The organism is Microbacterium hibisci (genome assembly GCF_015278255.1).
GTDB lineage: Bacteria > Actinomycetota > Actinomycetes > Actinomycetales > Microbacteriaceae > Microbacterium > Microbacterium hibisci.
Genome location: NZ_JADIJC010000004.1, coordinates 268,097 through 281,890, shown reverse-complemented (window position 1 = coordinate 281,890; position 13,794 = coordinate 268,097). Strand labels below are relative to the sequence as shown.

At 70.3% G+C, this 13,794-nt stretch carries 14 protein-coding genes and 1 pseudogene; 7 read left to right on the top strand and 8 right to left on the bottom strand.

Features of this window, described 5'->3' with window-relative positions:
* Window positions 1-5 precede the first annotated feature (5 nt).
* Genes IM770_RS09510 through IM770_RS09500 form a run of 3 tightly spaced genes read left to right on the top strand, consistent with a single transcriptional unit; the run spans window position 6 to window position 3,309 of the window.
* Window positions 6-707, top strand: a complete 702-nt coding sequence (locus IM770_RS09510; RefSeq protein WP_203580889.1) for a TetR/AcrR family transcriptional regulator — start codon at window positions 6-8, stop codon at window positions 705-707.
* Complete coding sequence (locus IM770_RS09505; RefSeq protein WP_307785421.1) at window positions 704-1,459, top strand: hypothetical protein; 756 nt, start codon at window positions 704-706, stop codon at window positions 1,457-1,459. Before IM770_RS09510 ends, IM770_RS09505 begins: the two co-directional genes overlap by 4 nt.
* The gene (locus IM770_RS09500) at window positions 1,456-3,309 is read left to right on the top strand and encodes a YhgE/Pip domain-containing protein (RefSeq protein ID WP_203580888.1); all 1,854 of its coding nucleotides are present in this window, start codon (window positions 1,456-1,458) and stop codon (window positions 3,307-3,309) included. The genes IM770_RS09505 and IM770_RS09500 overlap by 4 nt, the downstream gene beginning before the upstream one ends.
* Before the next feature lie 57 nt (window positions 3,310-3,366).
* Here the strand turns inward: IM770_RS09500 and IM770_RS09495 are convergent, their stop codons facing one another.
* Entirely contained in the window at window positions 3,367-3,708 is a 342-nt protein-coding gene (locus IM770_RS09495; protein ID WP_203580887.1) for a hypothetical protein, read from the bottom strand.
* Window positions 3,709-3,940: 232 nt separating this feature from the next.
* Here IM770_RS09495 and IM770_RS09490 point away from each other — a divergent pair, with 232 nt between their 5' ends.
* On the top strand, window positions 3,941-6,607 hold the full coding sequence (locus IM770_RS09490; RefSeq protein ID WP_203580886.1) for a penicillin acylase family protein: 2,667 nt from the start codon (window positions 3,941-3,943) through the stop codon (window positions 6,605-6,607).
* 80 nt (window positions 6,608-6,687) lie between these two features.
* Here the strand turns inward: IM770_RS09490 and IM770_RS09485 are convergent, their stop codons facing one another.
* From IM770_RS09485 to IM770_RS09475, 3 genes are all read right to left on the bottom strand, one after another.
* Complete coding sequence (locus IM770_RS09485; protein WP_203580885.1) at window positions 6,688-6,981, bottom strand: hypothetical protein; 294 nt, start codon at window positions 6,979-6,981, stop codon at window positions 6,688-6,690.
* 125 nt (window positions 6,982-7,106) lie between these two features.
* Window positions 7,107-7,313: a hypothetical protein gene (locus IM770_RS09480; RefSeq protein ID WP_203580884.1), complete on the bottom strand. Its 207-nt coding sequence runs from the start codon at window positions 7,311-7,313 to the stop codon at window positions 7,107-7,109.
* 58 nt (window positions 7,314-7,371) lie between these two features.
* A complete protein-coding gene (locus IM770_RS09475; protein WP_203580883.1) occupies window positions 7,372-8,079 on the bottom strand; it encodes an RIO2 family protein in 708 nt (235 codons plus the stop codon).
* Here IM770_RS09475 and IM770_RS09470 point away from each other — a divergent pair.
* A complete protein-coding gene (locus tag IM770_RS09470) occupies window positions 8,072-8,959 on the top strand; it encodes a phosphotransferase (RefSeq protein WP_203580882.1) in 888 nt (295 codons plus the stop codon). The two genes, IM770_RS09475 and IM770_RS09470, sit on opposite strands and share 8 nt — an antisense overlap.
* 102 nt (window positions 8,960-9,061) lie before the next feature.
* Here IM770_RS09470 and IM770_RS09465 read toward each other — a convergent pair whose 3' ends face one another.
* Window positions 9,062-9,829, bottom strand: a complete 768-nt coding sequence (locus IM770_RS09465; RefSeq protein WP_203580881.1) for a DeoR/GlpR family DNA-binding transcription regulator — start codon at window positions 9,827-9,829, stop codon at window positions 9,062-9,064.
* A gap of 53 nt (window positions 9,830-9,882) precedes the next feature.
* Here IM770_RS09465 and IM770_RS09460 point away from each other — a divergent pair, with 53 nt between their 5' ends.
* Window positions 9,883-11,121, top strand: coding sequence for an MFS transporter (locus tag IM770_RS09460; protein WP_307785420.1), 1,239 nt, complete (start codon window positions 9,883-9,885; stop codon window positions 11,119-11,121).
* Window positions 11,122-11,446: 325 nt separating this feature from the next.
* On the opposite strand, the gene IM770_RS09455 is transcribed toward IM770_RS09460, so the two are convergent.
* A complete protein-coding gene (locus IM770_RS09455; RefSeq protein WP_203580880.1) occupies window positions 11,447-11,644 on the bottom strand; it encodes a hypothetical protein in 198 nt (65 codons plus the stop codon).
* Window positions 11,645-12,179: 535 nt separating this feature from the next.
* On the opposite strand from IM770_RS09455, the gene IM770_RS09450 reads away from it, so the two are divergent.
* The gene (locus IM770_RS09450; RefSeq protein ID WP_203580879.1) at window positions 12,180-12,671 is read left to right on the top strand and encodes a MarR family transcriptional regulator; all 492 of its coding nucleotides are present in this window, start codon (window positions 12,180-12,182) and stop codon (window positions 12,669-12,671) included.
* Between the two features lie 57 nt (window positions 12,672-12,728).
* Here IM770_RS09450 and IM770_RS09445 read toward each other — a convergent pair.
* A pseudogene (locus IM770_RS09445) lies at window positions 12,729-12,935 on the bottom strand (acyl-CoA desaturase); the annotation flags it as partial.
* Between the two features lie 85 nt (window positions 12,936-13,020).
* Window positions 13,021-13,581 (bottom strand): hypothetical protein, encoded by a 561-nt coding sequence (locus IM770_RS09440; RefSeq protein WP_203580878.1) that lies wholly within the window; start codon window positions 13,579-13,581, stop codon window positions 13,021-13,023.
* Window positions 13,582-13,794: the final 213 nt, after the last annotated feature.

The window sequence follows — 13,794 nt, the reverse complement described above, 5'->3', positions numbered from 1 at the left end:
GAGGCATGACCTCCTCGACTGACGCGGCACGCCGTCCGCGCCGCGACGCCCTCGAGAACCGCGCCGGCATCCTCGCCGCCGCGTACGTGGCGCTGGCGCACGACCCGCGCGCCTCCGTGGACGCGATCGCGCGGCAGGCGGGGCTCTCCCGCCGCGCGCTGTACGGCCACTTCGACGACCGCGACGCACTCGTCCGCGAACTCGTCGCCAAGGGCGCCGAGCGGTTCAACGCGGTGGCCGCCGCGATCGACGACGCCGACGCCCGCGTGGCGCTCGCACGCCTCGCCGCGACGCTGTGGAACGAGGCGGTCCACGTCCAGGTGCTCGCCGCCATCGCCCTCGACGAGGCGCACCTCGACGAGACGGCCACCGCTCTCGCGCCCCTCCGCCGCACCGTCGTGCGCATCGTCCGCGAGGGCCAGGACGCCGACCTGCTGCGCACCGATGTCGCCGCTCCCACCCTCGCGCGCCTCGTCGAAGAGACGGCGCGCACCGTGATCACGCGCATCGACGCGTCGTCGCCCGCGGCCCGCTCGCTCGCGGTGCGGTCGGTGCTCAGCATCGCGGGTCTCTCCTGGCGAGAAGCGGCGGAGGTGCTCGCCGAGCACCCCGAGATCCTGGCCCCGCCGGCCGACGGTACCGACGACGACACCACCGCCGACAACGACGCCGACGACGCCGCCCGGGCCGAAGCCGCCCGCTCGTGAGGGTGGAGCTCGACGCGGTCGGCAAGGGCCGCCGCGAGCACGCCCTGCCCCTCACCTCGACCGCGTTCGAGAGCGGACGCGTCACGCTCGCGGTCGCCGAGACCGCCCAGCGACCGACGGTGCTCGGCCTGCTCGCCTCGGGGCGGATGCGACCCGACACCGGCCGGGTCACGCTCGACGGCCGCCGCGACAGCGCCCGCCTGCGTCGCCGGGTCGCGCTCGTGGACGCCCCCGATGTGTCCGAGCCCGAGCCGAACGTCACCCTTGCCGGAGTGGCCGCCGAGGAGCTGATGTTCGCGGGCCGCCGGTCCGACCCGCTCGCGGTGCGACGCTGGCTCTCCGAGCACGGACTCGACGGCGTCGCCGGCCTCCCCGTCTCGAATGTCGACCCCGCCGACCGCGTGCGCGCCCTGTGCGAGCTCGCGGTGCTGCGCCGCGGGGTGGAGGGCCTCGTGCTCGTGTCGCCCGACCGCCACGGCGGCGAGCCCGCTGCCTGGTGGGCGGTTGCCGAGCACCTCGCCGCGCGCGGTCTCGCGGTGCTCGTGATCGCGGGCCAGGCCTCGGCCCCGGTGGCGGTGAGCGCACCTCTTACTCCGGCCGTTGAGCGAGCGAAGCGAGACGAAACGCCTCAGACCGTGTCGCACGAACGCCGCGTTTCGTCTCGCTCGTTCCTCGCTCGCTCAACGACCGGTTGGGGTGGGCGACTTCGGCTGCGCCGGCTCACCGCGCCGACGAGAGGGGACCGGCCATGAAGGTCCCCCAGATGATCCTCGCCGAGCTCCGGCGCCTCACGTCCACCCGCATGTCGCTCATCGCGCTCATCGCGCTGATGGCGGTGCCGATCCTCTACGGCGGCCTCTACCTCTGGGCCAACCGCGACCCGTACGGCCAGCTCGACCAGGTGCCGGCCGCACTCGTCGTCGCCGACACCGGCGCGCAGCTCAACGGGGTCGACCGCAACCTCGGCGACGAGGTCGCACAGGAACTCATCGAGGACGGCTCGTTCGACTGGCGCCTCGCCACCGCCGAAGTGGCCGATGCCGGCCTCGACGACGGCACCTACGACTTCGCGATCGAGGTTCCGCCCGACTTCACGGCATCCGTCGCCTCCCTCACGACCGGCGACCCGCACGCCGCCGACATCGTCCTGCACACCAGCGACGCCAACAACTACCTCGCCTCGACGATCGGCACGCAGGCGGTCGAGCGCATCCAGACAACGATCACAAACAAGGTGGTCGCCGAGGCGGGCCTCACGATGCTCGACGCCCTCGACACGATCAGGATCCAGCTGACGGATGCCGCCACCGGCGCCTCGCAGCTGGCAGACGGTCTCACCGAGGCGGGCGCCGGGGCGTCGCAGCTCTCCGAAGGCGCGACCCGCCTCGCCGACGGCACCGCGTCGCTGCGCGACGGTGCCGCCCAGCTCGCCGACGGAGCCGGACAGGTCTCGGGCGGCGCCGCCCAGGTGGCCGACGGCACCGCGCAGCTCGACGCGATCGCCGACCGCATCGGTGCGGCCTCCGCAGAAGCCCTGTCGACGCTCCCCGGCGTGCGCGACGACATCGCGGCGAAGCTCGCCGCCGCCGGCGTGGACCAGGCGCAGATCGATGAGGTGCTCGCCACCCTCGACCCGGTCGGTGAGCGGCTCACCGCGGTCGACGACCGCGTGCAGGGCGCGGTCGCGCAGGTGGATCGGCTGAACGACGGCGCGCAGCAGGTGTCGGCGGGGGCGGCGACCGTCGCCGCGGGCGCCTCGACGCTCGCGACGGGATCGGCGACCGCCGCCGACGGCGCCGCGCAGCTCCGCGACGGCGCCGGGACTCTCGACAGCGGGCTCGTGCAGCTCGAGGACGGCGCCGGGCAGCTCCGCGACGGGCTCGCCGACGGGGCCGCGCAGCTTCCGTCGTACGACGCCGCGACCCGCCAGGCCCAGGCCGACACCCTGGCCGCACCCGTCGCGATCGAGCGGTCGTCGCTCACGCAGGCGCAGAACTACGGGGCCGGCCTCGCCCCCTTCTTCGCCGCCCTCGCCGGCTGGATCGGCATCTACGCGCTGTTCCTCATCGTCAAGCCGGTGTCGAAGCGCGCCGTGACGGCGCTGCACTCGCCGATCCGCATCACCTTTGCGGGATGGGCGACCCCGGCGCTCCTCGGCGGCGTGCAGATGCTCGGACTGTTCGGCGTGCTCGCGCTCGCGCTCGGGTTCTCGTTCGCACACCCGCTCGCGACGCTCGGCATCCTGCTCCTCGCGAGCGCCACGTACGCCGCGATCGTGCTCGCCCTCAACGTCTGGCTCGGCTCGGTCGGGCAGTTCCTCGGCCTCGTGCTGATGGTGCTGCAGCTCGTGACCGCCGGCGGCACCTTCCCGTGGCAGACCCTGCCCGCGCCCCTCGCGGCACTGCACCACGTACTGCCGATGGGCTACGTCGTCGACGCCATGCGCCAGGTGATGTACGGCGGCAGCGCCGACCGGGTGTGGCTCGACCTGGCCGTCCTCGGCGTGTGGCTCGTGGGCGCGGGGGCGATCGCCGCGATCGGCGTCACCCGCATGACCCACTTCCGCACGCTGCGCGACCTGCAGCCCAGCGTCATCGGGTAGCGAGCACGCCGGAGAGACGGATGCCGCGACCCGCGGCATCCGTCTCGTCAAGGCAGATCAGCCGACGCCGCCCCCGTCGCAGGTGCCGTCGCCGATCTGCGACGCGTCGCCGTTGCCCGGGAACCACAGCACCTCGCCGTGACGCTCGTACCAGAAGGCGGGGATGATGTCTTCGTCATCCTGGTGCTTCTCGTGCGCGCGCACGACGGCGAGCTTGTCGGTCTCGATGTAGACGTACGGATTCTTCTCGCTGTGCGTCGCGTGACAGTACGCCACCCGGTGGGTGCCGTCTGCCGGATGCGACGCGAAGGCGGGTGCGGCGCTCCCGAGCGCGACGACCGCGGTGAAGGAAACGGCGGCTGCGACGGCAGCCGCACGGCGCTGAACGCGCGTGGACATGGACATATGGATCTCTCCCCAGTTGAGATCGGCCAGTGACGGGACGAGTCTGACAGCGGCTCACGTCCGTGACAAGGGGCCGATCGTGCGGCGAAAAGCTGAGACGATTCGGTCGCGGGCGGGCGTCGGGGTTACGATGCGGAAAGGTGTGCGTGCGACCCGAACGGCGCGGCACCGAGTTCCGCGGTGCCCGGCACCGCGTCTCCCCCACCCCAGCCCGGAAAGCCCTTCAATGCCGAAGCCCCAGCCCTCGCCCTACGCCGTCGATGACACCGCGCCGCGTCGATCCGTGGGGCGGAAGATCGGCATCGCCCTGTTCAGCATCCTGGCGGTCGTCGTCGTGCTCGCCCTCGTCGCGGTCGGCTTCGTGACGTGGACCGTGCAGCGCTCGTTCCCGCAGCTGAGCGGCGAGGTGAAGGCGAGCGGGCTCGACGCCGAGGTGACGGTGCAGCGCGACGCGCTCGGCATCCCGACCATCACGGCCGACTCGCCGGGTGACCTGTTCTTCGCGCAGGGCTACGTCCATGCGCAGGACCGCTTCTGGGAGATGGACTTCCGCCGGCACGTCACGAGCGGGCGACTGTCGGAGCTGTTCGGCGAGTCGCAGCTCGGCACCGACCAATTCCTCCGCACGCTCGGCTGGCACGACATCGCCCAGCAGGAGGTCGACGCGCTCGACGAGACCGAGCGCGCGTACTACGAGGCGTACGCCGACGGCGTGAACGCCTACCTGGCCGACAACCAGGGCGCCGACGCGTCGTTCGAGTACGCCGTGCTGGGCCTCCAGAACGCCGACTACGAGATCGAGCCGTGGACGCCCGCCGACTCGGTCGCATGGCTGAAGGCGATGGCCTGGGACCTCCGCAGCAACATCGAGAGCGAGACCGAGCGCGCCGTCATCGCCCCGGACTTCACCGAGGCGGAGATCGACCAGCTCTACCCGGGCTATCCCTTCGACCGCAACCCCGTGATCGTCCCCAAGATCTCGACGGTGCCCGCTGTCGGCACCGCCCCCGACGCCGAGGAGGGCTCGGGCGAGACCGAGGGCGCCGACTCGGGCGAGGGTGAGGGCGACGGCGGTGATGCGGCGGGAGAGACGGATGCCGCGACCGCCGCGATCGAGTGGACCGAGGTCGACGGCGTGATCGCGGCCGTGGGCGAGCTGGTGGGCGACGCCGGCGAGGGCATCGGCTCGAACTCGTGGGTGCTCTCGGGCAGCGTCACCGACACCGGCATGCCCCTGCTCTCGAACGACCCGCACCTCGGAGCGTCGCTGCCGAGCGTGTGGCACCAGATCCAGCTCAAGTGCTCCACCGTCGATGACGACTGCCCGTTCGACGTCGCAGGCTTCTCGTTCTCGGGCCTGCCGGGCGTCATCATCGGTCACAACGCGCGGGTCGCGTGGGGCTTCACGAACCTGACGACCGACGTCACCGACCTGTACCTCGAGAAGATCGAGGGCGACTCCTACCGGTACGACGGCGCGCTGGTGCCGCTCGAGACGCACACCGAGACGTTCAAGGTCGCCGGCGGCGACGATGTCAGCCTCGAGGTGCGCGCGACGGCCAACGGGCCGATCGTGTCGGGCCTGACCGACGACTTCACGGCGATCGCCGACGACCCGTTCACCGGCACCGACGGAACGGTGACCGCGCCGGCCGACGCGCCGGACGGCGAGTACGCGGTGAGCCTGCGCTGGACCGCGCTGCAGCCTGGGACCACGGCATCCGCCATCTTCGCGCTCAACACCGCGAAGGACTTCGACGACTTCCGCGGTGCCGCGGCCCTGTTCGACGTCCCGGCGCAGAACCTCATCTACGCCGACGTCGACGGCAACATCGGCTACCAGACGCCCGGCAAGCTGCCGATCCGCGGCGCCGGCGACGGCTCGATGCCGCAGCCCGGCTGGGACTCGACGTACGCGTGGCAGGGATTCATCCCGTTCGAGGAGCTGCCGGTGTCGTACAACCCGACCGAGGGCTACATCGTCACCGCGAACAACGCGATCGTCGGGCAGGACTACAGCCACCCCCTCACGACCGACTGGGACTACGGCTGGCGCGCCGCCCGCATCGACGAGCTCATCCAGCGCGCGATCGCGAAGGGCCCGGTGACCGCCGACGACCTCAACGCGATCCTCGCCGACGACTACTCGTTCATCGGCATGCGCCTGACGGCCGCGTACGCCGAGATCACCACGGGCGACGACGAGACCGATGCCGCGCTCGCGCTGCTGCAGGAGTGGGATGCCCAGAACGAGGCGGATTCTGCGGCAGCGGCGTACGCGAACGTGCTGTGGGACACCCTTGCCGAGAACGTCTTCGTCGACGGCCGCGAGAACCCTGCGCCGCTGAGCGGCCAGGGCCGGCTCTTCCTGGTGCTGGATTCCCTCTTCGACGACGAGGCGTCGCCGTGGTGGACCAACGACGAGCTGGGCGTGGACGGCATGGCCGACACTCTCAAGCGCGCGGCGATCGACGCGTACGAGCGCCTCGTCGACGAGCAGGGCGACAACCCCTCGCGCTGGAACTGGGGCAGCCTGCACGCGCTGCCGCTCGTGAACGACTCCTTCGGCACGTCGGGGATCGCCCCGATCGAGTGGCTGTTCAACCGCGGCCCGTTCCCGGTGGGCGGCGGCTCGTCGGTGGTGAACGCGACCGGCTGGGACCTCGGCTCGAGCTTCGCGACCGTCACCGTGCCGTCGATGCGCATGATCGTCGACCTGTCGGACTTCGACGCGTCGCGCTGGAACCAGCTCACCGGCCAGAGCGGCCACGCCTTCCACACGAACTACATCGATCAGGTGGAGTCGTGGCAGAAGGCCGAGCTGACGCCGTGGGCCTTCACGTCCGACGCGGTGGACGCTTCCACGACCGACACCCTCGTGCTCCGGCCCTGATCAGCGAACCGGGCTCCGGCGGTCCGACCGCCGCGGCCCGGGGTCGGGGTCGGGGTCGGGGTAGGCGGTGGCGCTGGTGGTCACACGCGCTGCAGCGAGCGGTTGTGGTGTGCGATCACCGCGACTCCGCACAGGATCGCGGTGAGCAGGGCCGCCACGCCCCAGTAGCCCAGCGGTGACGCGATGGCGGCGAAGCCGATCGTCGCCGCCCCGATGGTGCGGACGGCCACCGATGACCCGGAGGGTACGCGAGGGCTCGACCAGTACGGCACGCGCTGATCGTGATTGGCGCGCGCGAGCATGATCGCCGCGAGCAGGTACAGCGCGGCGCCGACGGCCGCGAGCATCAGGCCACCGGTCACCGTCATCTGCACCCGCTTATCCGACCACTCCTGCGCGACGGGCGCAAGCGCGAGATGTGGCACCCGCCTGTTGATCTTCGCCCGGGGCCCTCGGTATACCGCGCGGTGCCGTCACCGGTGCGGGATCTTCGACGAGATCACGCCCCGCTGGTCGGTGGCTTGTCCAGTCCGTGCCGGCCGGGCCGGTCGGGCTCGGCGGCCGTCGCAGGACTCACCGCCGAGGCATCCGCCGGTCCTTCGGTGCCGGGGTAGTGCGGCTCGTCGATCTCGATCGCCTTGTCGCGCTCGTCCTTCGGAGGCAGGTGGTCGAGGGGCTGCTTGATGTCGTCGGGGTGGTGACTCATGGGACGGAGTCTCGCTCCGCCCGGCGAGGTGACCGAGGGGCTTGACTTCGACGTTGCGTCAACGCCCACCCTCGTCCGCGTCGAGCGTCGACGCGCGGGCGAGTCGGTGCCGAGCATCGGCGGCCGCGAGGCCGAGGCGCATCGTCTCCCGGTCGGCTGGCTCCCACGGCCCGGACTCGGCGAGCGGGATCTCGGTCATGAAACGGCGCTCAGCTTCGGGGATGCCTGTGACCACGGCATCCGGATCCGACGCGGCAGTGGCGTAGAGTGCCGGACCGTCCGCGTAGAACGGGTCGATCAGCACGAGGCGGCCGTCGGACCCGCGCATGACATTCGACGGGTTCTCGTCGATCGGGCCGCACCAGGGCAGCTCCGCGAGAGCGCGCTCGTGGATCGCGCGCACGATGCGGGTCAGCTCGGCGACACTCTCGTCTTCCTCCAGAAGAAGGCGGTGCAGTCCGGCGGCATCCGACGGGTCCACAGGATGCAGGCGCTCCATGACCATGAGGTCGCCGCCGCCGGTCAGTCGCCGGTGCGCATACAGCCGTGGCACGAGGAGCGTGTGCTCGGTGCGGAGGTACAGCTCGGCGGTGTACGGGCCGGTCGGGTCGAACGGACTGATGCGCGCGACGGCCTGGCCGTCCGGTGACAGCAGCGCGATCGCCCAGTCCCCCGCGCCGAGCCGCGTCCAGCCCGCGTCTGTGAAGACGTGCTCGGCATCGCCGTGATCGGCGCTCGGCGCCGGGTCGGGGTATGGGGTGGGCACGACGCCCAGTCTCGCGCACCCGACGGGCGGGCCATCGCCCGATCTGTCGATGCTCGGACAAGATGGAGGGATGGCTGCGTTTTCGGAGGGACCTGAGGTCGAGCTTCCGCGCGGTGATGTCACGGAGGGAGTCGTTCGGATCGGCGACACTGTCCGCCGACCGCACCAATCGACGAGTGCCGTGGTCGAGGCCTACCTCCTCCACCTCGAGTCCGCCGGCTTCACCGGCGCGCCGCGCTGGCTCGGGCGAGACCACCAGGGGCGCGACGTCCTCACCTTCCTCGAGGGCGATGTCGCGGGCTCACCGGTCGATGCCTGGGCGACCAGCGACGAGGTCCTTCCCGGGGTTGCGCGTCTTCTTCGAAGGCTCCACGACGCGAGCGAATCGTTCGACCCGCCGACTCTGCCCGTCGAACCGGGGAAGCCCACACCGAGCTTTCCCGCCGGTGAACCGGTGATCTTCGGGCACCGCGACCTGACCCCTCAGAACACCGTGTTCCGCGATGGCGTCGCCTGGGGGGTCATCGACTTCGACCTCAGCAACCGCACGACGCGCTCGGTCGACTTCGTGAACACCGCGATGCACTGGGTTCCGCTCTGCGCCGACGTGGATGTCGAACCAGGTCAGGCGGGACGCGATGCAGGGTCGAGGCTCAGGTTGATGTACGACGCCTATGGCCGAGATCGGTTCGATGTGGATCTCTTGTTGGAGGCCGCTCGACTTCGATTCAGCGGGTCGTACGCCGCGATGAAATGGGCCGCGGAAAACCTCGGAGGCGGGTGGGCACGCATGTGGGACGAAGGCGTCGGCGATGTCATCCGGCGGCGGGTCGCCTGGCTCGACGAATCACGCGACGATCTCCGCCACGCGCTCGTCTGAGCGAGCGCGGCGCGGAGCGGAGCAAGGGCGAGCGGTTGGCTCGCTGCACGGCACTCCGAGACCATCCCGGAGCCCTTACCGCGCGCCGCGCATCGCGATCGATCAGCCCGCACGTGGTGCCGAGGGGTTGTCGGCGGCGGGGATGGTGAGCACTTCCACGCCTGCTTGCCGGGCTTGGTAGCGCACCACGACGCCGGCGTCCGGGGTGGTGACGATGGTGTCGAGGTCGGACAGATCACCGAACCGGTGGGCGGCGGTGCGGGAGAACTTGTCGGCGGTGGCGACCAGGATCGCGCGCCTGGAGTTGGCCAGCGCGGCCCGCTTGACTTGCGCGTCGCCCCAGCCGGCGACCGTGAGCCCTGTGTCCGGATCTGCCGCGCAGGCGCCGAAGATCGCCACGTCGAACCGCATGGCCCGCACCGCGTCGGCCGCACCGGCACTCGTGAATCCGAGGTCGTCATGGTCGACCAGTCCGCCAGGAACGATCACCTGGTTACCGGGTCGGCTTGCCAGCGCCGCTGCCGCGTGCAGCGACAGCGCCAACGCGGTCACACCGAGCCCTGCCAGCTCCACGGCAACCGCGAGCGCGGTCGTGCCGTTGTCGACGAGCACACTGTCACCGGGCTTGACCAACGTCGCCGCCAGGTCAGCGAGCGCCTGCTTCGTCACCGATTCCTCGGACTGCCGCAGCCCGAACGGGTACTCGCTGCCCCGTCGCTTGGCGGGGGCCGCACCACCACGGGTGCGGACGAGCGCGCCCTGCTCGGCGAATTCGACGAGGTCGCGGCGCACGCTGATCGTGGACACCCCGGTGAGCTCCGCGAGTTCACCAACCGTGCGGGGACCGGCCTCCACCGCCCGAATGATCATTCTCTGTCGTTCTGATCGGAACACCTGATCATTTTGACGCCTATCGTGCCGCTGTGACTACCGACAAAAAGACCGGCCGCCGCGGCATCACGGGCGTGGGCATCATGTTCGCCAGCAACGGCGCCATCTTCGCCGCCCTGCTGCCCTGGTACCCGACCATCGCCACCCGCCTGAACCTCAGCGCGGTCGAGTTCGGCTTCATGGTCGCATCCTTCGCGGTCGGCGCGATCGTGTCCTCCGCTCTGCCCGCACGCCTGATCGCCCGATATGGCCCGGTAAAGGTGTCGATCGTCGGCACGGTGCTGCTGGCACTCGCGATCATCGCCGCCCCGTGGGCGACGACCGGCTGGATGTTCGCCGCGTGCCTGTTCTTCGCTGGCTTCTTCGACGCGATCGTCGACGTCGCACAGAACGTCGCCGGCATCCGCGTGCAGGACGTCGTCGGACGCTCCATCCTCTCCTCCATGCACGCCTTCTGGAGCCTGGGCGGCGTGGCCAGCGGAGCGATCTCCACCGCGGCCGCCGCGGCAGGCGTGGACATGCGCCTGCAACTGGCGATCATGGGCGTCGCCGGGGCGACGCTCGTCATCGTCGGGGCGCTGATGACTGCTTCGCTGTCCGCCAATCCCGCGCCAGCAGCGGCACCGGCCGCGACGACCGGTTCCCGGTCGCAGCGGTGGGGCCGCGTCACCCTGCTTGCGCTGCCGCTGGTCATCATCGCCATCTGCGGCACGATGGTCGAAGACATCGCGAACAACTGGGCGGCGATGGCCGGCATGCAACTGGTCGGGCTCCCCGCCCAGGTCGCCGGCCTCGCGTTCACCGTGGTCATCGGCGCGCAATGCATCGGCCGGTTCACCGGCGACCTGCTGATCGAGAGATGGGGACGCGCCAACGTCGCCCGCCTCGGCGGCGCCATGATCGCACTCGGCGGACTCGTACTGGTCCTCAACCGTGCCGACATCGGAGCCCTGTTCTTCGGACTGGCCGCCATGGGCTACGGCTCCGCCACCCTCGTCCCCAGCGCCTTCAGCGCCGCCGCCAAACTCCCCGGCATCAGCGAAGGCGCCGGCGTCACCATCATCAGCTGGCTCATGCGCCTCGGCTTCCTGTTCACCAGCCCCCTCATCGGCACCATCACCGACACCGCCGGCCTGCGCTGGGGCCTCGGCACCCTCATCATCATCGGCATCACCACCGTGACGCTCGCCGGAGCGCTGCGCCCCCGACCCACCAGCACCGAAACAGAGGTCGTTCCATCACGTGACAAAGCCGGTGTCGGCGCCGCGTGAGCAGCGCGGGGCCGCTCGACGCGGCGGTCCCTGCGCGAAGTCATCCGCCCGCCACAACGCGATCCCCACCGCCGCCTGGGAGGGCTCCTCGACCCGGCGATCGCGGCCGCGTTCGCCGCACGGTCGGCGCAGAACCGCTCCGCGATGACGTTCCGCGTGAGCAGCCTGAAGCGGCCGGAGACCCGCGGGCCCGCGTCGCCCAGTACGTCGCCATGCTCGAGCGGGGCAAGACGATCCACTGAGTCGCGCTCGGCGGAACGAGGGCGCGAAGCCCATGCGCACTTGGTCCTCCGGGATGCGGGTGCGTTCATGGCGGCGCGGTCGGCTAGAAGCGTCGCACGTAGATGGCAATACCAGCCTGATCCTCGATGTCGAGGCGGTATTCCTCTCCTCGGAACCATGCGGCGGTGGGAATGGACCCGTCGGACTCCCGGTCTCGCATTTCGACGCCAACGGTGACGCGGCGCTGGCCGCCGGGAGCCACCTCGTCGAATCGGGCCTTGAACACGTTCGGCGGCTCCATGCACCGAGCGTACGCCGCGGACGAGAGGTCGACGTGACACCAGCATGGTCCGTCGTGATCACTGAGTTCGGGTCGCCGCACGCTCGGTTCCTGAGAGGGCGCACACGTCGGCGCCCTAGCGTTGCGAGATGAGCAGCGGACTCGATCAGCCGAGTGACCAGACGCCGGATGAGCGGCGCGTCGCTCGCGACAAACGGTGGGCGGAGGTTGGAGCTCAGAATCGGCACCCCGACCGATCGAAGCCGCGGACCCCGGCACGGCCTCATGCAAGTGAGCGTCTCCGCTCGCTGAAGCCGACCACTATTCCCTCGCGCGCGCCTGGCGATGATCCACAGGAGGCTTCCGAGCCTGATTAGTCGCTGAAGCCGCGGCGTCACTGGATTGCCAACCCGGATCCGGGCACGTGGTGTTACCCGGATGCACGGTGCTCGTCAATGGCTTAGGTGATCGGCACCGGAGCGTGGTGCTGTGGGGCCGTACCCGGGAGGGGTGCGCACAAGGTGCGCTCGTGCTCCGGGGATGAAAGGGAAGTGATATGTCGGAGATCGCGGCCACCGGGGGTGGCGCCGATCCGGGTCGCCCCGACGTCGGCGCGCTCCTGGAGAGAGTGCGACGCGCTGACGCGCGAATCGGACGACGCCGACGCCTGCCCGCAGCGTTGAGCGAGACCGACCGGGCCGCTATACGGTTCCTGGCGGAGACGGGACCCGCCACGGAGGTCACCACCACGATGATCGTCGCCGCCCTTCATATGGCGGCGGCATCGGGCACCGCGCTTGTCGACCGGCTGCTCGCGCAGGGCCTGGTCGTCGTCAATGTCAGTTCTCTGGACCGACGCAAGAAGATCATCAGCCTGGTCGACGACACCATGAACCCCGATGACCTCGACCCGATCACCACCACGCTCCGCGCGATCGCCGCGCGCTTGACACTGAGCGACGCCCAGGTCGTCGCCGGTTTCCTGGAAGAAGTCCTGGCCACCTTCACTCACGCCGCCCAACCCCCATCTCCGGCCAAGCTGCGCTGAGCAGTCGACACAGGTCATCCGGACAGTCTTCCGTGCCGCTGCGCCCTCGTCGACCACTCAGATCGCGCGCCGCTGGGCGACCAGGGGGCAGTCGAACGGATCCCGCTCGCCGAGACCCACCCGGTTGATGTAGCCGATCACGATCGCGTAGGACGCCAGCAAACGCGTAGAGGTGTAACGGATGCCCTGCGCGTCGCAGTAGGCCCGAACGATCACCGAAGCGCGGCGAAGGTGCGGCCGGGGCATCGAAGGGAACAGGTGGTGCACGCACGCGGACAGTGCGGCTTCGTTTCTTGCGTGGGTTGAGGATCGCCTGACGGGCGGCCAGCGGTAGTCTCACGCGTCAGGATCAGGCAGCGAGCTCTCCAGTCCGAACATCGGCAGGGGCCGCCGTGAGAGCGGTGAGGCAGATCACGCGGATGCGCCATCCGTACGAAGCGATCGCGAGTGTCGTGATCGCGTAGATCGTGGCGGCCTGCAGCACGTAGGCCGGGTAGTCGATGATCCAGCGGGCGTCTGATCCACCGCTGCCGAACGCAGGGTTGTCGCGCACCGATGGCGCGATTGCACCGACCCAGTACCCGACGGCCTGTGCCGCGCCGTACACGAGCAGTGCACCACCGACCGCGAGCCAGGCCTGGCCCCTGCGTGAGCTCCATACCGCTCGGGTTCTCCTGAGCGCGGACCGGGGGGTCCAACGCCCAGTGACCGGGGCTGCGATCGCGCTCATCAAGGGGGCGAAGACGAACGCCGCCGCGAGGAGCACGAGTAGCGTGAGCGAGCCGACGATGAGCAATTGCTCGCTCCCCGCCCGGCTGCGCATGAGCTCAGGAATGAGCAGCAAGATGAGAAGCGGAAGGCAGCCGACGATGGAAACGATCCAGGTTCGGACGAATGCGATGAAGGGCATGTCTCGAACCTAAGGAAGGCGGACGTCACGGAGAATCGGGAGAACCCCCGAGTCGCAGGCGGTCAAGGACCAGTCCCAGCGGCCGCGGTCTTCGCTGGCGGATCCTTGCACGCGCGCTTTGGTGTAGCCGGGTTCAAGCCGTATCCGATACCGAGCGCCACAGGTCTGACACGCTCCCGATCCGTAAAAGGGTAATGCGCGGGAGAGGTACCG